At 62.6% G+C, this 20,852-nt stretch carries 19 protein-coding genes; 13 read left to right on the forward strand and 6 right to left on the reverse strand.

The window, feature by feature from the left end; translation table 11 throughout:
• Positions 1-21 precede the first annotated feature (21 nt).
• Positions 22-837, reverse strand: a complete 816-nt coding sequence (locus tag AWB80_RS34950) for a sugar phosphate isomerase/epimerase family protein (RefSeq protein ID WP_061179215.1) — start codon at positions 835-837, stop codon at positions 22-24.
• A 132-nt stretch (positions 838-969) separates the two neighbouring features.
• Positions 970-1,860, reverse strand: coding sequence for a LysR family transcriptional regulator (locus AWB80_RS34955; protein WP_061179216.1), 891 nt, complete (start codon positions 1,858-1,860; stop codon positions 970-972).
• A gap of 116 nt (positions 1,861-1,976) precedes the next feature.
• Here AWB80_RS34955 and AWB80_RS34960 point away from each other — a divergent pair, with 116 nt between their 5' ends.
• The 4 genes from AWB80_RS34960 to AWB80_RS34975 all read left to right on the forward strand — a co-directional run bounded on the left by AWB80_RS34960 (position 1,977) and on the right by AWB80_RS34975 (position 7,741).
• Positions 1,977-3,041: a YeiH family protein gene (locus AWB80_RS34960; RefSeq protein ID WP_061179217.1), complete on the forward strand. Its 1,065-nt coding sequence runs from the start codon at positions 1,977-1,979 to the stop codon at positions 3,039-3,041.
• A gap of 70 nt (positions 3,042-3,111) precedes the next feature.
• Entirely contained in the window at positions 3,112-6,048 is a 2,937-nt protein-coding gene (locus AWB80_RS34965) for a molybdopterin oxidoreductase family protein (RefSeq protein WP_061179218.1), read from the forward strand.
• 12 nt (positions 6,049-6,060) lie between these two features.
• The gene (locus AWB80_RS34970; RefSeq protein WP_061179219.1) at positions 6,061-6,783 is read left to right on the forward strand and encodes a 4Fe-4S dicluster domain-containing protein; all 723 of its coding nucleotides are present in this window, start codon (positions 6,061-6,063) and stop codon (positions 6,781-6,783) included.
• Between the two features lie 19 nt (positions 6,784-6,802).
• Positions 6,803-7,741, forward strand: a complete 939-nt coding sequence (locus tag AWB80_RS34975; protein WP_061179220.1) for a dimethyl sulfoxide reductase anchor subunit family protein — start codon at positions 6,803-6,805, stop codon at positions 7,739-7,741.
• 3 nt (positions 7,742-7,744) lie between these two features.
• On the opposite strand, the gene AWB80_RS34980 is transcribed toward AWB80_RS34975, so the two are convergent.
• Positions 7,745-8,986, reverse strand: coding sequence for a cystathionine gamma-synthase family protein (locus tag AWB80_RS34980; protein WP_061179221.1), 1,242 nt, complete (start codon positions 8,984-8,986; stop codon positions 7,745-7,747).
• Positions 8,987-9,152: 166 nt separating this feature from the next.
• Here AWB80_RS34980 and AWB80_RS34985 point away from each other — a divergent pair, with 166 nt between their 5' ends.
• The 7 genes from AWB80_RS34985 (at position 9,153) to AWB80_RS35015 (ending at position 15,426) form a co-directional block, all read left to right on the forward strand.
• A complete protein-coding gene (locus AWB80_RS34985) occupies positions 9,153-9,887 on the forward strand; it encodes a glutathione S-transferase (protein WP_061179259.1) in 735 nt (244 codons plus the stop codon).
• Between the two features lie 28 nt (positions 9,888-9,915).
• On the forward strand, positions 9,916-10,719 hold the full coding sequence (locus AWB80_RS34990) for an aldo/keto reductase (RefSeq protein WP_061179222.1): 804 nt from the start codon (positions 9,916-9,918) through the stop codon (positions 10,717-10,719).
• A gap of 143 nt (positions 10,720-10,862) precedes the next feature.
• Positions 10,863-12,599 (forward strand): ClcB-like voltage-gated chloride channel protein, encoded by a 1,737-nt coding sequence (locus AWB80_RS34995; RefSeq protein ID WP_061179223.1) that lies wholly within the window; start codon positions 10,863-10,865, stop codon positions 12,597-12,599.
• A gap of 229 nt (positions 12,600-12,828) precedes the next feature.
• Positions 12,829-13,095 carry a hypothetical protein gene (locus AWB80_RS35000; RefSeq protein WP_061179224.1) on the forward strand — a complete coding sequence of 89 codons (267 nt, stop codon included), beginning with the start codon at positions 12,829-12,831 and terminating at the stop codon, positions 13,093-13,095.
• 31 nt (positions 13,096-13,126) lie between these two features.
• Positions 13,127-13,369, forward strand: coding sequence for a DUF2795 domain-containing protein (locus AWB80_RS35005; RefSeq protein ID WP_061179225.1), 243 nt, complete (start codon positions 13,127-13,129; stop codon positions 13,367-13,369).
• Between the two features lie 514 nt (positions 13,370-13,883).
• On the forward strand, positions 13,884-14,960 hold the full coding sequence (locus AWB80_RS35010; protein ID WP_143328193.1) for a DUF6402 family protein: 1,077 nt from the start codon (positions 13,884-13,886) through the stop codon (positions 14,958-14,960).
• Between the two features lies 1 nt (position 14,961).
• Complete coding sequence (locus AWB80_RS35015) at positions 14,962-15,426, forward strand: hypothetical protein (RefSeq protein WP_061179227.1); 465 nt, start codon at positions 14,962-14,964, stop codon at positions 15,424-15,426.
• A 356-nt stretch (positions 15,427-15,782) separates the two neighbouring features.
• Here the strand turns inward: AWB80_RS35015 and AWB80_RS35020 are convergent, their stop codons facing one another.
• Positions 15,783-18,143, reverse strand: coding sequence for an AsmA family protein (locus AWB80_RS35020; RefSeq protein ID WP_061179228.1), 2,361 nt, complete (start codon positions 18,141-18,143; stop codon positions 15,783-15,785).
• 109 nt (positions 18,144-18,252) lie between these two features.
• Between AWB80_RS35020 and AWB80_RS35025 the strand changes: the two genes are divergently transcribed.
• Together AWB80_RS35025 and AWB80_RS35030 are read left to right on the forward strand one after the other, a co-directional pair.
• Positions 18,253-18,960 (forward strand): ABC transporter ATP-binding protein, encoded by a 708-nt coding sequence (locus AWB80_RS35025; RefSeq protein WP_061179229.1) that lies wholly within the window; start codon positions 18,253-18,255, stop codon positions 18,958-18,960.
• A complete protein-coding gene (locus tag AWB80_RS35030; RefSeq protein WP_061179230.1) occupies positions 18,957-19,772 on the forward strand; it encodes an ABC transporter permease in 816 nt (271 codons plus the stop codon). Before AWB80_RS35025 ends, AWB80_RS35030 begins: the two co-directional genes overlap by 4 nt.
• Before the next feature lie 10 nt (positions 19,773-19,782).
• On the opposite strand, the gene AWB80_RS35035 is transcribed toward AWB80_RS35030, so the two are convergent.
• Entirely contained in the window at positions 19,783-20,259 is a 477-nt protein-coding gene (locus AWB80_RS35035) for a VOC family protein (protein ID WP_061179231.1), read from the reverse strand.
• A 37-nt stretch (positions 20,260-20,296) separates the two neighbouring features.
• A complete protein-coding gene (locus tag AWB80_RS35040; protein ID WP_061179232.1) occupies positions 20,297-20,767 on the reverse strand; it encodes a VOC family protein in 471 nt (156 codons plus the stop codon).
• Between the last annotated feature and the right edge of the window lie 85 nt (positions 20,768-20,852).

Genomic DNA, 20,852 nt, shown 5'->3' on the forward strand with positions numbered 1-20,852 from the left:
ATGCTTAATTCAAAATGCCGCTCAAAATGCCGAGATGCGCGCGACCTGGCGTGCGGCGTCGGCGTCGAGCGAGACATCGGCGGCGGGGATGAACGGATATTCGATGCCGCGCGGCACATCGCCCGGCAAATGCGCAAGCAGCGTCGCGAAACGCGCGTCGCCGTTCGCGGGCGCGGCGGCGAAACGGCGCGCGCCCTCGCCCATCACCGCCTTGCAATGCACATAGGCCACATGCGGCGCGAGGCGCTTCGCGGCGTCGAGCGGGTCCTGTTCGGCCCAGTGCCAGTTGCCGGTGTCGAACGTCATCGCGAGGCCGCTTCCTGCCGGCAGCGCGGCGAAAAGCGCGTCGAACGCGCCGATGGAGCCGCCCGCCTTCGGTTGCCCGTTTTCCACGACGACGCGTGCCTTCGACGCCGCGATTGCCGTCATCAGGCGATCGAGCGTGGCCGGATCGGTCGTGACGCTGCTCGCAGTGCCACCCAATTGCAGCTTCACGATGCGCGCGCCGAGCGCCGCTGCTTCGTCGATGGCGAGCCGAAGCGCGTCGGCATCGAGCGCGCCGTCGTCGCGGAACAGCGCGGCGGGCGTCGAATACACGGCCCACAAGCCCTGCGCGCGGATACGTTCGCCTAGTTGCGCCAACGCTTCCAGGTCTGCATCGGCATCGCTTGCGAACAACTCGCGGCGCACCTCGAAGCCATCCGCGCCCGCGCGCGCCGCAGCGGCAGCCCATACGGCGTGGCCATCGCGCCGGATCGCATCCGCGCCGAACGCGCTCGCGACGATCACGACTTCGGCGCCCTTCTGATCGATCTCGGAAATCGGGTTTGCTTGCATCGGGTATCAGTTTCGGTCCCAAAATCGCCTTGGAACCGGTTCCATAAATGTTTTTCAAAAAGGACGCCGCAGCGCCCGTGTTGAGAACGAATGGTGCGTCAGACCGCTATCGACGCGCCATAGTGGAATTCCCTAGCCGAGCAAACCCGGCTCTTCGCACAATTCGAGGAAACGCGCCGCAACGCGCGAAGGTGTCGCCGCGTGCGGCAGCAGGATCGAAAACCGTCGCGTGAGGGGCTGCGGCGCGATGCGCATGCGCTGCAACGCGCTGTCCTCGTGCCGGATCGACATCGCCGAAACGAAGCCGATGCCCATGCCCGCGCGCACCGCTTCCTTCACGCCCTCCACGCCCGCGATTTCGATCGCGACGCGCATGGGCGCGTCGCTCTCGGCGAACGCGCGCTCGATGATCTGCCGCACGCCCGAGCCCGGCTCGCGCAGCACGAGGGGATGCTCGCTCAACGCTTCCAACGTGACCGAATCGCCGCTGCCCGCGAGCGGGTGGCCGTTCGGCAGGATTGCGACGATCTCGTCCTCGCGCCATGACGTAACCGTCGTGCCGAGCGGCAGATCGCCGCCGGGCGAGCCTTCGACCAGCGCGATATCCAGCGAACCGAGCGCCGCGACGATATCGGCCGTATTGCCGTCGATGGTCGTCACGACGACTTCCGGAAAACGCTTGTGAAACGCCGCGATCAGATATGGCAGCAGATAGCTCGCGGGCGTCGTGCTCGCGCCGATCCGCAGCGTGCCGCGCTCCAGTCCGCGCAATGCATCCCGCAGCGCATGCGCCGCGCGGAAGGTTTCGCGCAGTCGCTCCGCATGGCCGAGCAACTGTTCACCGGCGGCGGTCAGACGCACGCCGCGGCCGTCGCGCTGATATAGCGGCTCGCCGAATTCCTCCTGCAGCAGCCGCAACTGGCCCGACACGGCTGGCTGCGACAGATGCAGCGCCACCGCAGCCCGGCTGATGTTGCCGTGCTCCGCGACTGTTGCGAAAGTTATCAGTTGTTCCGGGGTCATCTGTCGTAAGTATCACTTTAGCCGATACATGACATTCTAAATCACGATTTTTCATATTCATATATCGAGAATAGGATTAGCCCATCGACGTATCCAACTTACCAACGGGTTCCCTCATGTCCACGCTTCAGTCCGCCCGCCCTCTCGCGCCAGCCGCGTCCTCCACGCGAGGACAGCTCAACGGCATTCTTTTCGTCGCGTTGTTCGCCGCAGCGGTCACGCGGCTCGCCTCCCTGCCCGCCATCGCCGGACTGGGGATCAGTCCGCTGATCGTCGGCATCGTCGCGGGTGCGATCTACGGTAACGCGCTGCGCCACGGCATGCCCGATAGCTGGGCCGCCGGCGTCAACTTCTCCGCGCGCAAACTCCTGCGCATCGCGGTTGCGTTCTTCGGACTGCGGGTGAGTCTGCAGGAAATTGCGCAAGTCGGCGTGTCGGGTTTCACGGTGTCGGTGCTGGTGGTTGTCAGCACGCTCGTGATCGGCACGTGGGCCGGCATGAAACTCATGAAGCTCGATCGCGACACGGCGCTCCTCACGGCGGCCGGCAGCGCGATCTGCGGCGCGGCCGCGGTGCTCGCCTTCGAATCGACCTTGCAATCGAAGCCGCACAAGAGCGCGATGGCCGTCGGCAGCGTCGTGCTGTTCGGCACGCTCTCGATGTTCCTCTACCCGCTCGCGCTCAACGCCGGCTGGCTGCATCTCGATACGCTCGGCGCGGGCCTGTTTTTCGGCGGCACCATCCACGAAGTGGCGCAGGTCGTCGGCGCGGCGAGCAATGTGAGCCCGGAGGCGACGCACATCGCTACCATCGTCAAGATGACGCGCGTGATGCTGCTGGTTCCGGTGCTGCTCGTGATCGGCTTCTGGATCAACCGTTCGCGTGCCGGCGATGCGGCGCAAGGCAAAGGCAAGATCGCGGTGCCCTGGTTCGCGCTCGGCTTTCTCGCGCTCGTCATCGTGAATTCGCTGCACGTGCTGCCCGATACCGCAACGAGCACGATCAACATGCTCGACACCTTCGCCCTCACGATGGCCATGACCGCGCTCGGCATGGAAACGCGCATCGCGCAGATTCGCGAAGCCGGCCCGCGTGCTCTTGCCACTGGCGCGATCCTGTATGTGTGGCTGATCGGCGGCGGCCTGGCGATCACACTCGGCGTCGAAAAGCTGTTCGGCTGACCGATGCCTTGAAGTAGCAAATCGCGCGAGACGTCCCCTCTCGCGCGAAATCGTTTTTGAAGGAGCACTCATGGAACACGGCGCTCGCACCCAGAACGAGAAGCTCGATGTCAAGACCACGACGTGCTACATGTGCGCATGCCGCTGCGGCATCCGCGTGCATCTGCGCGACGGCGAAGTCCGCTACATCGACGGCAATCCGAACCATCCGCTCAATCAAGGCGTGATCTGCGCGAAAGGCGCGTCGGGCATCATGAAGCAGTACTCGCCCGCGCGCCTCACGCAGCCGCTGATGCGAAAACCCGGCGCACTGCGCGGCGAGGCGCAGTTCGAGCCCGTCTCCTGGGAGGTCGCGCTCGACACGCTCGAAAAACGTCTCGCGCATCTGCGCGCCACCGATCCGAAAAAATTCGCTCTGTTCACGGGCCGCGACCAGATGCAGGCGCTCACCGGCCTCTTCGCGAAAAATTTCGGCACGCCCAATTACGCGGCGCACGGCGGCTTCTGCTCGGCCAACATGGCGGCCGGCATGATCTACACGATCGGCGGCTCGTTCTGGGAATTCGGCGGCCCCGATCTCGATCGCGCGAAGCTCTTCTTCATGATCGGCACGGCGGAAGATCATCATTCGAATCCGCTCAAGATCGCCCTGTCGAAGTTCAAGCGCGCGGGCGGCCGCTTCATCGCGATCAATCCGGTGCGCACGGGCTACGCGGCCATCGCCGACGAATGGGTGCCGATTCGCCCCGGCACCGATGGCGCGCTCTTCATGGCGCTGATTCACGAACTGATCGCCGCCGACGCCTGGGATCACGAGTTCGTCACGCGCTACACCAACGCGGCCGAGCTGCTCGACACGAACGAAACGAGCGACAAGTTCGGCCTCTTCGTGAAAAACGGCGACGCGCCCGAATCCAACGCGCTCTTTCCGCAGAATCATCTGTGGTGGGACACGAAGACGAATCGCGCGGTCCCGCATCACGCCGAAGACGCCGAACCCGCGCTCGACGGCCGCTATACGCTCGACGACGGCACGCCCGTCACGCCCTCCTTCGCGCTGCTGCGCGAGCAAGTGGCATCGTGCACGCCCGAATGGGCCGCTGACATCACCGGCATTCCCGCCGCGACGATCAAGCGTCTCGCCGCCGAAATGATCCAGACGAGCCGCGATCACAAGATCACGCTGCCGATCGAATGGACCGATTCGTGGGGCAAGAAGCACGACACCGTGACCGGCAACCCCATCGCCTTCCACGCGATGCGCGGGCTTGCCGCGCACTCGAACGGCTTCCAGTCGATCCGCGCGCTGGCGGTGCTGATGTCGCTGCTCGGCACGATCGACCGCCCGGGCGGCTTCCGGCACAAGTCGCCGTTTCCGCGCGCGGTGCCGCCATCGGCGAAACCGCCGAATCATCCCGATCAGGTCAAACCGAATACGCCGCTCGCGAGCGGCCCGCTCGGCTGGCCCGCCGCGCCCGAGGATCTGTTCATTCACGACGACGGCACGCCCGTACGCATCGACAAGGCGTTCTCGTGGGAATATCCGCTCGCGGTGCACGGCGTGATGCACAGCGTCATCACGAACGCGTGGCGCGGCGATCCTTATCCCATCGACACATTGATGATCTTCATGGCCAACATGGCCTGGAACTCGTCGATGAACACGATGGAAGTGCGCAAGATGCTCGCCGACAGGAACGACAACGGCGAGTACAGGATTCCGTTCATTGTCGTGTGCGATGCGTTCCAGTCGGAGATGACCGCGTTCGCCGATCTCATCCTGCCCGACACGACCTACCTCGAACGCCATGATGCGATGTCGATGCTCGATCGCCCGATCTCCGAGTTCGACGGTCCCGTCGATTCGGTGCGCGTGCCGGTCGTGCCGCGCACGGGCGAATGCCGGCCGTTTCAGGAAGTGCTGGTCGAACTCGGCAGCCGGCTCAAGCTACCCGCCTTCACGACGCCCGAAGGCGCGCGCAAGTATCGCGACTATCCGGATTTCATCGTCAATCATCAGACCGCGCCGGGGTCGGGCGTTGGCTTTCTGATCGGCTGGCGCGGCAAGGACGGCAAGGACGCGCTCGTCGGCGAGCCGAATCCGAACCAGTGGGAAGAGTACGCGAAGCACGATTGCGTTTATCACTACACCCTGCCCGAGTCGCTGCAATACATGCGCAACTGCAACGGGCCGTATCTGCAATTCGCCGTCGACAAGGGTTTTCGCAAGTTCGGCGAGCCGATCCTGATCCAGCTCTATTCCGACGTGATGCAGAAGTTCCGCCTCGCCGCGCAGGGCCGCACGCAAGGCAGGCAGCCGCCCGATCATCTGCGCGCGCGCATCGAGCAGTATTTCGATCCGCTGCCGTTCTGGTACGCGCCGCTCGAACTCGATACGACGAATCTGGATCGATACCCGCTCGCGGCCGTCACGCAGCGCCCGATGGCGATGTATCACTCGTGGGATTCGCAGAACGCGTGGCTGCGGCAGATCCACGGCGAGAACATGCTGTTCATGAACCCGCGCATGGCGAAGGCGAACGGCATCGAGGATGGCGGCTGGATTTACGTCGAATCGCAATGGGGCAAGGTGCGCTGCATGGCGCGTTACAGCGAAGCGGTCGAGCCGGGCACGGTGTGGACGTGGAACGCGATCGGCAAGGCGTCGGGCGCGTGGAGCCTCGGTCCCGACGCCAACGAATCGCAACGTGGCTTCCTGCTCAATCACCTCATCACGGACGAGCTTCCGGCGTCGGAGCGCGAAGGCATGCGCTTCTCCAATTCGGACCCGATCACGGGACAGGCGGCGTGGTACGACGTGCGCGTGCGCGTCTATCCCGCCGAGGCCGATGCGCGCCACACGCTCCCGCAATTCGCGCCGATGCAGGCAGCGCCCGGCATGACGGGAGCGGTGCAACGCGTCGTGCAGACCTATTTCGCCGGACGCGGCGAGTTCGCGGCGCGCTTGCGCAACGTCCTCAAGCGAAACACGAGCAACCAGAACTGAAAGGAGACCATCATGACTCAAATGGCCCTGGTGATCGATTTGAACGTCTGCGTCGGATGCCACGCGTGCGTGACGAGTTGCAAGGAGTGGAACACGTCCGGTGAAGCGGGCAGTCTCGCCGATCAGCGCCCTTACGACGCCGATCCCTCCGGCACGTTCTTCAATCGCGTTCAGACCTACGAAGCGGGCGAGTTTCCGCTCGCCGACACGATTCATTTTCCGAAGTCGTGCCTGCACTGCGAGGACCCGCCGTGCGTGCCCGTCTGTCCGACCGGCGCGAGCTACAAGCGCAAGGAAGACGGACTCGTGCTCGTGGACTTCGACAAGTGCATCGGCTGCAAGTACTGCGCGTGGGCGTGTCCCTACGGCGCGCGCGAACTCGACGAAGAGCGCAAGGAGATGACGAAGTGCACGCTGTGCGCGGATCGCATCTACAACGAGGCGCTGCCCGAACGCGACCGCAAACCGGCGTGCGTGCTCGCGTGTCCCACATCGGCGCGGCTGTTCGGCGATATCCACGATCCCGAGTCGGTCGTCTCGAAAGCGATCGAGGAACGCGGCGGCTATCAGTTGATGCCCGAATGGGAGACGAAGCCCGCGAACCATTATTTGCCGCGACGTCCGGTGAACGCGTGTGGCAGCGGCGGATCGTGCGGTTGCCACAGTCAGGAAAACACCGAAGCGCTCGAAGCGCACGGCGACCTGAATCTCGCGTCGATGGCCGTGCGCGTCTGATCTTTCATCGGAGTCAAACATGAAACCCGCGTTTTCCGTCGTGTTTCTCACGACCTTGAGTGGCGCCGCGCAGGGCTTGCTGATCGCGCTCGTCGGCGTCGAAGCGTTCGCGAAGCTCGGTTTGACCGGAGCGCCCGCGCAGATGTTCTTTGTCGTCGGCGCGGCCTTGTCGGTCGTGCTCGGCGTGCTTGGGCTGATCGCTTCGTTCTTTCACCTCGGGCATCCCGAGCGCGCGTGGCGCGCCATCGCGATGTGGCGCACGTCGTGGCTGTCGCGCGAATGTCTGTGTCTGCCCGCGTTTCTCGGGTGCGCCGCGCTGTATGGCATCGCGCACTGGCTGGGGGCGCCGTGGTCGCTTGCGATCGGCGTGATCGGCGTGATTGCGTCGGCGGCGCTGTTCGTCTGCACCGCGATGATCTACGCGTGCCTGCGCTTCCTGCAGGAATGGGCGACGCCGCTCACGATGGTCAACTTCGTGCTGCTCGGCTGCGCGTCAGGATTCACGCTCGCGACGGCATGCGCCGCGTGGCTGGCACCGTCGCTCGCAGCGGGGCTTGCGGCTTGCGCATGTACGTTGACGCTCGCGGGCTGCGCGACGCGCGTCGCTGCGTTGAAGCGCAACGCGCGTCTGCGGCCGAAGTCGACCGTGCAGAGCGCGACGGGCATCAAGGGGTCGAACGTCGTGCAGAAATCGCGCGGCTTCACGGCGGGCGCGTTCAATCTGCGCGAGTTCTTTCATGGACGATCGCCCGAAGCGATTGCGCGCATCAAGTGGACGTTTCTGGTCGGCGCGTTCGGCGTGCCATTCGTGCTGATGCTGCTCGGCATCAGCACGCAGTCCGTCGCGCTGTTCTGCCTTGCGTCGGTCACGCAGTATCTCGGGCTCGTCGCCGAGCGATGGTTCTTCTTCGCCGAAGCGCGGCATCCGCAGAATATCTACTACGCGCGCGCTTCGTGAGGCTCACGCCGCGAGCTTCAGCGCCTGATCGAAATCGGCGATGAGGTCGTCGATATCCTCGATGCCGGCGGACAGCCGCAGCATGCCGTCCGAAATGCCCATCGACTTGCGCACTTCCGGGCCGGCCTCGAAGAAGATCGTCGGCGCGACGGGGATGATCAGCGTGCGCGTATCGCCCAGACCGGTCGCCTTGACCGGCAGTTGCAGCGCATTGACCACGTCGATCATGCGCTCCGCATTGCGCAGCTCGAACGACAGCAGCCACGACGCGCCCTTGAACAGCGTCTGCGCGATCTCATACTGCGGATGACTCTTCAGCCCCGGATAGAACACGCGCCCGATGGCCTCGTGCCGTTCCAGAAACTGCGCGAGGGCGAGCGCGTTCTCGCTGCACTTCGCGACGCGCAGCGCGAGCGTTTCCGCGCCCATCGCGATCGAATGCGCCTGCTCCGACGACAGCGACGCGCCCATGTCGCGCAGGCCCTTCTTGCGAATCTGCAGAAGCCCTTGCTCCTTCGACGGCGAGCGGCGATATTCATCGGCGATGTTCGGATACGCGCTCCAGTCGAACAGGCCCGTGTCCGTCACCGCGCCGCCGAGCGCCGCGCCATGCCCGGCGATGGTCTTCGTGAGCGAATTGACGACGAGACTCGCGCCGACCGTTTTCGGCCTGAACAGCGCGGGCGACGTGATCGTGTTGTCGACGACATATGCGAGCCCGCGCTCGCCGCACAGCTCGCCGATGCCCTTCAGATCGGGAATCTGCGTGCCCGGATTCGCGATGGTTTCGACGAACACCATGCGCGTGTTCGGCTTGATCGCGTTCGCGACGTTTTCGGCGGAGGTGGCGTCGACCATCGTCACTTCGATGCCGAGCGTTCGCAGCGTGCCGAAAAGGCTGTTGGTGTTGCCGAACACGTAGCGGCTCGACACGAGATGATCGCCCGCGCGCAGCAACGTGAGGAACACGGCAGTCAGCCCCGCCATGCCGGTGCTGAAGCAGATCGACCCGACGCCTTCTTCGAGACCCGTGATCTTGCGTTCGAGCGCGGCGGTAGTGGGCGTGCCCTGACGCGCGTAATTGAAGCCGCCCTTCTTCGTGCCCTGGAACACGCCGATCAGATCCTCCACGCGCTCGAATCCGTACTGGACCGAGGTGTGGATCGGCTGGCGCACGCCGCCGTGCTCGACGCCGACGGTTCTGTCGCCGTGAACGATGCCTGTGGTGAAGCCTTGCTTGTCCATCCCTTCTCCGCTACGTCGAAAACGCAAAACATCGATTTTGCACGATCTGCGGCGATTCATGGCGTTATCGCACGACGGGAACGTGTGTTGCTCGCCGCTTCATCGAAAAAGCGCACACTCGCATGTCGCCGCGAACGCGGCATGCCCCAACCAGGAGCCCTTTCTCATGGCTTACGAACTTCATTACTGGGACCGTTTGCAGGGCCGCGGCGAATTCGTGCGGCTCGCGCTGGAAGATGCCGGCGCACAGTACATCGATGTCGCGCGCGCATCGAAAAAGAGCGGCTACGGCACCGACGCGATGATGAAAGTCCTGAACAGCAAGACCGAGCCGCATATCCCGTTCGCGCCGCCGTTCCTGAAGGACGGCGAGCTGATCGTGCCGCACGTCGCCAACATTCTCCTGTATCTCGGGCCCAGGCTCGAACTCGCGCCGAAAGACGAAGGCCTGCGCTATGTCGCGCATGGTCTGCAACTGACGATCGCCGATTTCGTGACCGAAGTGCACGACACGCATCATCCGCTTGCCACCGATCTCTATTACGAAGATCAGAAGGACGCTGCGAAAATCCGCACGCAGAGCTTTCTCGACAAGCGCGTGCCCAAGTTCATGAACTACTTCGAGCGCGTGCTGAAACAGAATCCGCACGGCGACACGCAAATGATCGGCGATACCACGACTTACGTCGATCTTTCGATCTTCCAGATCGTCGATGGACTGCACTACGCCTTCCCGCGTGCGATGAAGAAGTTCGGCACGCAGTATCCGCGCGTCGCGGCGATTCACGACGCGGTGCTGCAAAGACCGAACATCGCGGCGTATGTCGATTCGGAACGGCGCATCCCGTTCAACGAATCGGGCATTTTCAGGCACTATCCCGAACTCGATCAGGACGCTTGAAACCCCAAACGCAAACCCAGGAGCCAGCATGGTAGAAACGATTCCTTCCTTCGGTCTCGGCACGTTCCGCGTCGATGCCGCGAAGACCACGAACGCCGTGAAAAGCGCGTTGCAGATCGGCTATCGGCATATCGACACCGCGCAGTACTACAACAACGAGGCCGCCGTCGGCCAGGGCGTGCGCGACTCGGGCGTGCCGCGCGACGACATCTGGGTCACGACGAAAGTCTGGTGGGAGCGGCTTTCGCGCGATGCGCTCGTCGCGAGCCTGAAGGACAGTCACGCGAAGCTCGATATCGGCACGATCGATCTCGCGCTCGTGCACTGGCCGTCGCCCGACGGCGCGGTGCCGATCGCCGAAACGCTGGCGGCAATGCAGGAAGCGCAGAAGCTCGGCCTGATCCGTCATTACGGCGTGTCGAACTTCACCGCGCCGCTGCTCGAAGAAGCGCTGAACGCGCCGGGCGGCAAGGACATCGTCACGAACCAGTTCGAAGTGAGCCCGTTTCTCGCGAACCGCAAGCTCGTCGATGCGACGCAGCAGCTCGGCGTGAAGGTGACCGCGTACATGCCGCTCGGCGAAGGCCGCGCGCATACGGACGCGACGCTCAAAGCCATTGCGGAAAAGCACGGCGCGACGCCCGCGCAGGTCACGTTCGCATGGCTGTTGTCGCGGAATATCGTGGTGCTCTCGGCATCGACGAATCCGGCGCATCAGCAGGCCAACTGGGACGCGCAGACGCTCAAGCTCGACGCCGACGACATCGCGAAAATCGATGCGCTCGACGAAGGCAAACGCCACGCGAATCCGCCGTTCGCGCCGAAGTGGTGACGTCCGGCGCAACGAATGCAGCCCGGCCGCGCGCGCCGGGCTTTTTTGCGCCCGCCGCACGCGCGCCGCAGCGCGACGGCGCAATGCTATCCTTGCGACTCCCTTATTCCGTTTCCTTCTAAGCTTTCCACGATTTCGCAAAAGTGCTCTCATTCCTGCTCAAGCTCCGTACACGCGCGCAACGGCTCTTCCGTCTCTCGGACTCGCATACGATGCTCGTCTGGGCGGTCGTCGTCGGCGTGGCGGGCGCCTTCGCGACTTCCGTCTTTCGCGAAGGCATTCAGCTCTTGCAGCATCTTCTGGGCAATCATTCCGAAGGGCTCGTCGCACTCGCGCGCGAGTTGCCCTGGCCTGTACGCATCCTGCTGCCGGCGGCGGGCGGGCTGATCGCGGGCTTCTGTCTGCTGATCGCCCGCAAGCGCGCCAGCAAGAACGCCACGACGGACTACATGGAAGCCGTCACGATCGGCGACGGCGTGGTGCCCGTGTGGCAGAGCCTGTGGCGCAGCCTGTCCTCGCTCATCACGATTTCGAGCGGCGGCTCCATCGGCCGCGAAGGCTCGATGGTCCAGCTCGCCGCGCTCGTCTCGTCGCTCATCGGCCGCTGGGTGCACTTCGATCCGCCGCGCCTGCGGCTGCTCGTCGCGTGCGGCGCGGCGGCCGGCATCACGTCGGCGTACAACGCGCCCATCGCCGGCGCGTTCTTCGTCACCGAACTCGTGCTCGGCTCGATGGCCATGGAAAGCTTCGGGCCGATCGTCGTCTCGTCGGTCGTCGCCAATATCACGATGCGCGAATTCGCCGGCTATCATCCGCCGTACGAGATGCCGGTGTTCCCGGCTATCACGGGTGTCGAAGTGCTGCTGTTTGTCGTGCTCGGGCTGCTGTGCGGCGTGCTCGCGCCGTACTTCCTGAGGTTGCTCTCGGCATCGAAAAAACGCTTCTCGACGCTTCCCTTGCCCCTGCCCGTGCGCCTCGCGCTGGGCGGACTGATCGTCGGCGTGATCTCGATCTGGTGGCCTGAGGTCTGGGGCAACGGTTACGAAGTCGTGAATTCGCTGCTGCACGAGCCGTGGACATGGGGCGCGCTCTTGACCGTGCTCGTCTTCAAGCTCATCGCGACGGCGGCCACGGCGGGTTCGGGCGCGGTGGGCGGTATTTTCACGCCGACGCTCTTCGTCGGCGCGGTGCTCGGCTGCCTTTACGGCATCGGCGTTCACGCGATCTGGCCGGATCACACGTCCGCGCCCTTCGCCTACGCGATGGTCGGCATGGGCGCGTTTCTCGCCGCCGCCACGCACGCGCCGCTCATGGCGATCCTGATGATTTTCGAGATGACGCTCTCGTACCAGGTGATGCTGCCGCTGATGCTCTCGTGCGTGATTGCATACTTCATCGCGCGCACGTCCGAGCAGACCTCGATGTACGAAGTCACGCTGCGCCGCAATCGTGAGGAGAAAGAGCGTGTGCGTCTCGCCGCGACGCAGATGCGCGAACTCGTCAAACCCGCCGATACCGTCGTGCCGCTATCCGCGAACATCAAGGACATGACGCGCGTGTTCCTCGAATATCCTGTGAAGTATCTCTACGTGGTCGATGAAGGCGAGCGCTTTCGCGGCGTGGTCGCGCTGAAGGACATCACCTCCGACTTGCTCGACGAGCACGACACCAAAACCAAGACCGCCGCGGACTACCTTCAGCCGCAATTCGACGTGCTCACGCCTGACATGTCGCTCGGCGAGGCGCTGCAACACTTCCTCGCGTTTCAGGGCGAGCGGTTGCCGGTGATCGAGAAAAAGACCCAGCCGCTGCTGCTCGGCGTCGTGTACAAAACCTCGCTTCTGGACGCATACTTCCGTTTGAACCCGACGTCGCGCTGAAACTGCGCAGCCGTGCAATTTCGCGGCGCGCAACGACGCGTGCGCGCGTGTCTTGCGCGAGCCGGATCAACTTCACATTTCACTCGAAATACGTCCGCGCGACGCCCACTCGTCGCGCCCGTGCGCGTATCGTCCGGATGGACCGGCGCGCACGGCGAGCAGCGTAACGATGCATCGGCATAGGCTTTGCTTGGTGCTTGTCGCTGCTTCCGTGAGGAGGGGTTGCCCGATGAAGACCTCAACGTTGTTGTCGATGGCCCTGGTTTCGGTCTCGTGCTATGCCGCGCCGCTGCACACGAGTTCGACGGATGACGCCACGGCCACCGCTGCCGCGACGCGCGCCGCGTTGCGTGTGAATGCCGCGCCTGTCTCGCCGCCCGCGCCGGAAGTCGCGGCGCAGGATCTCGATCATGCGCGCTGGCGTCACGTGCCGCTGCCGAAGTCGCGCACGCCGAGTCATGGCATGGCGAGCCAGCCGATCCAGGTGCAGACCTGACGAGCCCTTCTTTCAATTTTTGGATCTCGCAATGACCGACGCGAACGCAAAACACGCCTTGAACGACGAGCCGATCGACGATGAGATTGCGCAGGTGCTGCGCCTGGTGAAGTATCCCGCGAACAAGGACGCGATCGTCGATGCGGCGCGCGAAGCGGGGGTATCGAACGATGTGATTACCGTGTTCGATGGCTTGCCGGAACAGGATTACGAGGACGCGGATTCGGTCGAGCAGTTGCTGGGCAGCAATGGTGGACCGGGGATTTCGATCTAGTGGTGGCGGTTGCGTCGCGCGGATTTTCGCAGGTCTGACAAATCGTTATTCACCAAACACTTAGCGTGATTGCGCGAGGCTTTTCGACACGAATGTCCACAGAAACTGTGGACAGATTTCTGTTGTTGTGCAGCACCTCCCTACCTTGTAGTAGAACAACTAAGTTGTTGAAATTTCGGCGTTTCAGACAGGTTGTATACGGCCCGCAATGTCCCCATAGTTGTTCCCGCAATCACCCCATAAGGGGTCTTTCAGCGAACAACAGACCATGCAACTCATCGAACTACAAATAACAAATCTAAGCGCCGACGACGCGGGCAAGACCCTCGCGGACAGCTCGTGAAGTCGGGGCAAACAAGTTAGGAAAAGCCGTATTCCTTTTCCTGGAAGGCGCCTTCAAGCTAATCGGGTAGGCCCGTCGAACTAGCGACGGCCTGCACTGTTGATAAAAGTATTTGCCCCGCTTCACGCGGGGTTTTTTCGTGACGTTTCCCCGTGTAACAGAGTCATCTACATGCGTATAGGTACATGCGAGCTTTCATATTGGAAAACGAATTCCTTTCTTGACTGGAAACAACGAGAAGGATGCAATCCAGTCTATGACGTTTCCGTTTCACATAATCAAGAGCCGCCAGTGTGCGAGTTCGGTGACGATTCCTCCAAAAGGAAAGAAGTTCAGGAAGAACCGTTGCCGCCCTTTGATATCCAGGAAATCCCCGCCGCGATGCGTTTAGCCAATATGCCTGTATCGGCCAAGCTCATGGAGCGGTGGTTCGCAGGCCAGTTGAATTATTCGCCTACGCAGGACGATGAACGCGTCCTTATCAATCAGGACGGGCAACCATATCCTGCCAGTATGTTCGACACTACAACCATTACCCTAAATTGGTTACTTAAGTTCGCACGTGCAAGGGAAGCATTTAACATACTTTGTTCAAGGGAAGTTCTAACCTCGCCCGCTGCGATGCGTGTTTTTCGTAAGAAAATAGCTCCTTTTCAAAGTTCATTCTCAGTTATAACCAATGAGATATGCAAAGAAGACATGCTCAAATTGCACCAACAGTTCCAATTCCAATTCAGCGCAGTGGAAGGGACATGGATCGACAAGCTCAAATCGGCGAAAGCACTCTTTCACAAGGACGAGTCTTTTCCTGACGACCTGACTGGGGCGCTGGGTTCATTTAATTTCTATGCCGCACCACGGGAATTCCACATTCGAAAAATCGGCCCACCAACAGCGTTCATATACAGCGTATTTATCTATGTAAAGGATAACTATACTTTTACCGACGCCACCGGGGAGGTTTCGCAATATCTCGGTCATTGGAGCAAGAAAGGTGTCATTCTAGTACCTCGGGATAATGTGCTTACCGCGCTTAACATCCCTTCGATTTCCCTGCCTATCGACGACGACTGGTTCGAATCGGCTGTATCGATAGGCAACGCGCGGAAGGCAGGAAACGTTTACTACCCGATTCGAAATAGTTCATTCCGAGACTGGCAAAATAAACACCACCGTGGCGGCGATTTCGTCATTTTCTCGGACTTGAGAGTCGTAAATTTTGATCCCCCACTGGAGGTAACGCTCTGATATGGCTGACTTCACTCGCACGTTGGGCGTGTTCTACCTAATCCTGTTGGCCCTTTTTGTCGTACTTGTCGTAGCTCTCTGTTCGTTACCCAGGGGCTGGCGCGCAGCAGTCAAGCACTCAGCCGCCGCCATGGTTCTCATCGTTATCGCTGGTGCCGGATGGAACTACCGCCATAAAGCCATGCTAAGAAGCCTCATCGATGAAACGCGTTGTACCGCCGAGCATTCACCTGACAATCGATACGTCGCACATCTGTGTCTTTCTGGCCGACACTATACGATCCGACTGAATGATTTGGTAACGAAGCAATTGGTAGCCGAACGAACCGTGATTGATTTCGGCGAGTTACCCGTGACTCTTTGGGAAAATCAAAAGTTCTTATATCAGGATGGTGATTCGGAAGCTTTCGGTGCAATCAGTCTGCCACCGTCATACATCGATCGGTTACTCGCCAAATTACCGTAGAACTTATCATCGATTTACGCAGTCAGCGAGAAAGACAATCCAGGACCAGTTGTTCGTCCGCCCTCAGAGCAGCATTGGCGAAGAACCACCGCCAGGAATCACGCGTCCCTCCAGCCGCCTCGCGCGAGCAGAAACCCGGCGCGATCCGCATCACGCCGGGTTTTTCGAGTCAAATCAAGAAACTAATTAAGTCGCCAAGCGGTTTTCCACAGCCCTGTCCCCTTGCACTGGGGATAAGTCATGCAAGGAGTGGCGCATCATCTAGCGCCGGCAACTATCCCTTCCACGTCAAACACTGAGCCCACTTCCCGGCACGTTTTCAACAGGGTGCTCCCCAATTGCTGGGGACAACTAGCTCAACTGCCCCGATACTGCGCAGCGCTCGCCGGAGCGGGCGCGACCGGCTTCGTTGCTCCCTTGGCCGCCGCCGCGCCCGACGACATATAAGCCGGCGCCGCCTTCGCCTTTTCCTTCTGCCCCGCCGGCGGCGCGCTCGGCGCCTTGCTCATGTCGGCGAGCATCTGCTGGCAAGGCAGCGGCTTGTTGTTGCTCGGCGCGATCAGCGGAATCAGCGCCGCGAACGGATTGATGAGCCCCAGCCCGACCATCGCGCCACCACGCACCGCGAGCGCCCCGACGCTCACCCCAACCTTCGGATCCTTCAACGTGCCCTTCACATACAGCGGCGAGCGCAGTGAAAACACGCGGAAGCCCTTCGTATGCGGATGAATGCCCAGATCCATATCCTCGGTCTTCATGTTGATGGTGCCGTCGACGTTGATGACCGCATCGTCCGTATCGAGCGCGAAGACGCGCGAATCGAGCACGCCATCGGTCACGACGAAATCCGCCGCCGCGCAGTTGATGTTCACGTCGCGTTTGCCGAAGAGCTTCTCGTACACGACGTTCGCCACGTTCAACCCAGCCGCCTCCATATAGAGCCGGCTTACCGTGCCCTCCGTGATCAGCGCCTTCACCTCGCCATTCGATGACGCCGCGAGCGCCGCAGGCGAATTGCCGGTCGCGGAAAGCGCGGCGTCGCCATTGACCTCGCCGAGCGCCGATTGCATCGTCTTCACGGTCGGGAACAGCTGCTTCAGCTTGAGATGCCGTGCCTGCGCCGATACGCGTCCTTTCAGCGGCGCCGCGCTGCCATCGAGATGAATGTTGGTTGCAATCGACCCGCCCGCCACGCCGAACTTGAGCGGCTCGAACGACAGCACGCCGTCGGTCATCAGGACGTGCGTGTACAGGTCGGTGATCGGCAGGTCCGGGTCCTTGATGATGCGTTGGCCGGTGAACTTCACATCGGCGTCGATGGACTTCCAGCGATCGGTCTTGAACTCCTCGGTCGGCAGCGCCTTCGACGACGGTTGCTTTTCCTTCTCACCGCGCTTGGCTTTGCTCGCGTTCGAATCGGCACCGATGATCGGCGCGAGATCCTTGAACTGCAACAGATGCGATACCAGTTCGCCCTTGAGCAGCGGACGCGGCTTCCTGCCCGCATAGACGAGCGAACCATTGATGTCACTGCCGCCCACGCGTCCCGTGAAGTTCTCGTAGTGGAACACGTTGCCGTCCTCGCGGAACTGGCCGGTCAGGCGCCCTTCGGTCGCGAACGGCGGCGTTTCAGGCAGCGTTACGCCGGTGAACGGATAGAGATGCGCCATGCTCACAGCCTGAATCCACAGCCGCAGATCGAGCGCGGCGAGATGCGCGGGATCGGTCACCGTGCCGACGAACGCGATATGCGTATCGCCGAGACGCACGTCGGCCTGCACGGGGAACGGCCGCTGCGCGTCCTGCACGGCGAGCACGCCGCCGAGCTTGCCGTCGCCCGAAACCTTGCCGCCGTTGTAGGTGCCCTTCACGGTCCAGCCGAACGCGTAAGGAGGAATGGGCGGCTTCGGCCCTTCCTTGGTCGTGATGCTGGCGTTCGCCGACACGCTCGCCGGATTCGGCGCCGATGCATTCGCCGCCGCAGCCGCCGACGCAGCCGATGCCGCCGACGCTTCGGAGGCCGCGGCCGCGTCGGCCTGCTTGTTGAGCTTTGCCGCGCCGCTCTTGCCGACCATCTCCGCCGACGATTTCGCCGACGCCGCCTCCTGCTGCTTCATCACATCGCCGATCGGCACGGGCTGGCCGAGCGTATCGACGACGACCTGCATCTCGGCCTTCGTCACCTGATCGGAAATGCTGATCGTGCCCTTCGCGAGCGAGATGTCGCCGAGCTTCAGATTCCACGTCGACGGCTCGGTCGACTGCTTGAACTTGAAAGTCCAGTTGTTGCGATTGTCCTCGAGCCGCTCGATGTCGATCGACGGATTCACGAGGTTGATCGCCGGAATCACGATGTCATGGGCGAGCAGCGGCAGCACGGCTACCTGAAAGTCGATCTCATCGAGCGTCGCGAAGAATTTTTCGCGCGTCCAGTCCGGATTCGCGATGGTGATCTTTTCGGCGGAAAAACGCGGCCACGGCACCCAGCGCTTCCAGCCCGTCTCGTTCGGCGGACGATGCCAGCCGACTTTCAGATCGCCGGTAATTTCGAAGCGCCGTCCGATCGCCTCCGACACTTTGTCATCCACCCAAGGCCTCAGCCGGTTCCAGTCGAAGGTCAGGAAGATGACCACCAGTATTGCGATCAGAACCGCCAGAACGGCAAAAAACCATGCGACGATCCTTCCGATTTTTCCGGTCGTGCGGGCCTGCACCATGACGGCTCCATCCGTTTTACTGATTATGGGTGCGGCAGCACATAGTGTGCCCGCCGAGCGCCGAATGTCCGTAAGATGTCCGCTTATAAAAACCAGCCCCACGAGAACGATGCCCGACGCGACATCGCCTGCTTTCACGCCTTCGATCGAACTGGTCGCGGCGCACGGCATCGTGCGCCGTGACGCCGTGCGCGCCACGACGCTTCTGCACCCGACGGACTTCGCGCTCTACGCGGGCCAGCGCGCGTCGATCACCGGGCCGTCCGGCTCGGGCAAGAGCGTCTTCCTGCGCACGCTCGCGCTGCTCGATGCGAGCGACGCCGGATACGTCTCATGGCGCGGCGAGCGCATCGCGCGGGCGCGGATACCGGCTTATCGAAGGCGCGTCGCGTATATCGCGCAGCGGCCCGCGATGCTCGACGGAACCGTCGAGGACAATCTGCGCTATCCGTTCACGCTCAAGACGTATTGCGATGCACACTTCGATCGCGACACCGCGACGCGGCTGGCACAATCCGCCGGACGCGGCGCCGACTTCCTCGACAAGCTCGCCGGCGATCTTTCCGGCGGCGAGGCGCAGATCGCCGCGCTCGTGCGCGTGCTGCAACTCGCACCCGATGTATTGCTGCTCGACGAACCGACCGCATCGCTCGATCCGGCTTCGGCGCGCTCGATCGAAGCGCTCGTCTGCGCATGGTTCGACGCAGATCCCGAACGCGCTTGCATCTGGGTATCGCATGATCCGGCGCAGGCGGAACGCGTCGCCACGCGTCATCTGACGATGAACGCGGGCGTACTCGGCGAGGGCACACGATGAACGGTTATCAGGACCTCGGTCTCGTCGACATCGGTCTGGCGGCGGCGCTGATCGTCGTGAATGGCGCGCTGTCGGTTGCGCTCAATCTCGGGCTCGAGCGCAAGCTGCTGGTCGCCGCGATCAGGACCATCGTGCAGCTGCTTTTGGTCGGCTATGTGCTCGGCTGGGTGTTCGCGTTCAATCGCTGGTATGTCGTGCTGCCGCTGATGGCGTTGATGACGGTCATCGCCGGCTTTGCGGCTTCGGATCGCGGACGGCGCACCTACGCGGGACAGCGCGCGGACAGCATCGTGTCGATCTGGGCCAGTTCGTGGCTGATCGGCGCGTTCGGGCTGTTCGTCGTGATCCGGATTCATCCGTGGTACGAACCGCAATATGCGATTCCGATTCTCGGCATGATCCTCGGCAACACGCTGACGGGGGTGTCGCTCGGCATCGAGCGCATGACGGAGGAACTGACCGCCGGGCGCGCGGCGGTCGAGATGTCGCTCGCGCTCGGCGCATCGCGCTGGGAAGCGGCGCAGGGACCCGCGCGCCAGGCCGTGCGCGCGGGCATGATTCCCACCTTGAATCAGATGACCGTGGTCGGCCTCGTCAGCCTGCCCGGCATGATGACCGGCCAGGTGCTCGCCGGGCAGTCGCCGTTGCAGGCGGTGCGCTATCAGATCGTCATCATGTTTCTGATCGCGGCGGCTTCCGGGCTCGGCGTGGTCGGGGCCGTTCTGATGACGTATCGGCGGCTGTTCTCGCGCGATCACCGGTTCATGGCGGCGAAGCTGGTGGAGCGCAAACCCCGCAAGCGCGCCGCCTAGCGCAAGCGCATCACGCGCCGTTGTACGCCCGGTCCAGCTCCACGATATCCAGCTTGATCATCTGCCGCATCGCGTGCATCGTGCGATCGGCCTTTGCCGGATCGGGGTCCTGCAGCATCGCGAGCAGACGCCTCGGCGCGATCTGCCACGTCACGCCGTAGCGATCGGTGAGCCAGCCGCACGCCAGCGACTGGCCGCCGTCCAGCAGCTTGTCCCAGTAATGGTCGATTTCTTCTTGCGTTTCGCACTTGATGAACATCGACAATGCCGGCGAGAATTTGAAATCCGTGTTGCCGTTCAGCGCCAGGAACGCCTCGCCTTCGAGTTCGAACAGAATGGCGAGCACGCTGCCGACCGGGCCGGGGCTCGATTCGGTATGGCGCATGATCTCCGTGATGCGCGCGCTCCTGAATATGCCGACATAGTAGTTCACCGCCTCCTCGGCGTTGGCGTCGGCGAACCATAGACAAGGGGAAATCTTGTTCATGTGCGGGTCTCCGTTCGTGGAATCGTGGAATCGCGCGTCACGCGCACGGCTGTTGTCCCATCGCCTGCTTCATTTCTTCCGGCGCAACGTCGCGCACGTGCGTCGCGACCGACCATTGATGGCCGAACGGGTCTTCCAGGCGCCCGTAGCGGTCGCCCCAGAACATGTCGGCGACGGGCATCGTCACTTTCGCACCGGCGCTTTCGGCCTGCTTCACGGTGGCGTCGACGTCTTCGACATACAGGTGGATCGTGACCGGCGATCCCTTCAGTTCCTTCGGACCGACCGAGCCAAATTGCGGAAATTCATCGACGAGCATCAGGGTCGAATCGCCGATCTTCACCATCGCGTGCATGAGCTTGCCGTCCGGTCCGGGCAGGCGGCCCAGTTCGACGGCGCCGAACGCGCGCTTGTAGAACTCGATCGCATCGGCGGCGCCCGCGCAGACGAGGTGCGGGGTCAGCGTATGCATGCCTTCGGGAATCGGCTTGACGGCGGAAGTGGACATATCGGCTCCATGTAGTAAATGAGGCGCGCCGGTCTGGCGCGGCTCTCTACCCTACAACGAACAGGCAGCCGGTCAATCGACAAGA

Origin of the sequence: Caballeronia pedi, from assembly GCF_001544915.2 — a bacterium.
In the GTDB taxonomy this organism is placed as follows: domain Bacteria; phylum Pseudomonadota; class Gammaproteobacteria; order Burkholderiales; family Burkholderiaceae; genus Caballeronia; species Caballeronia pedi.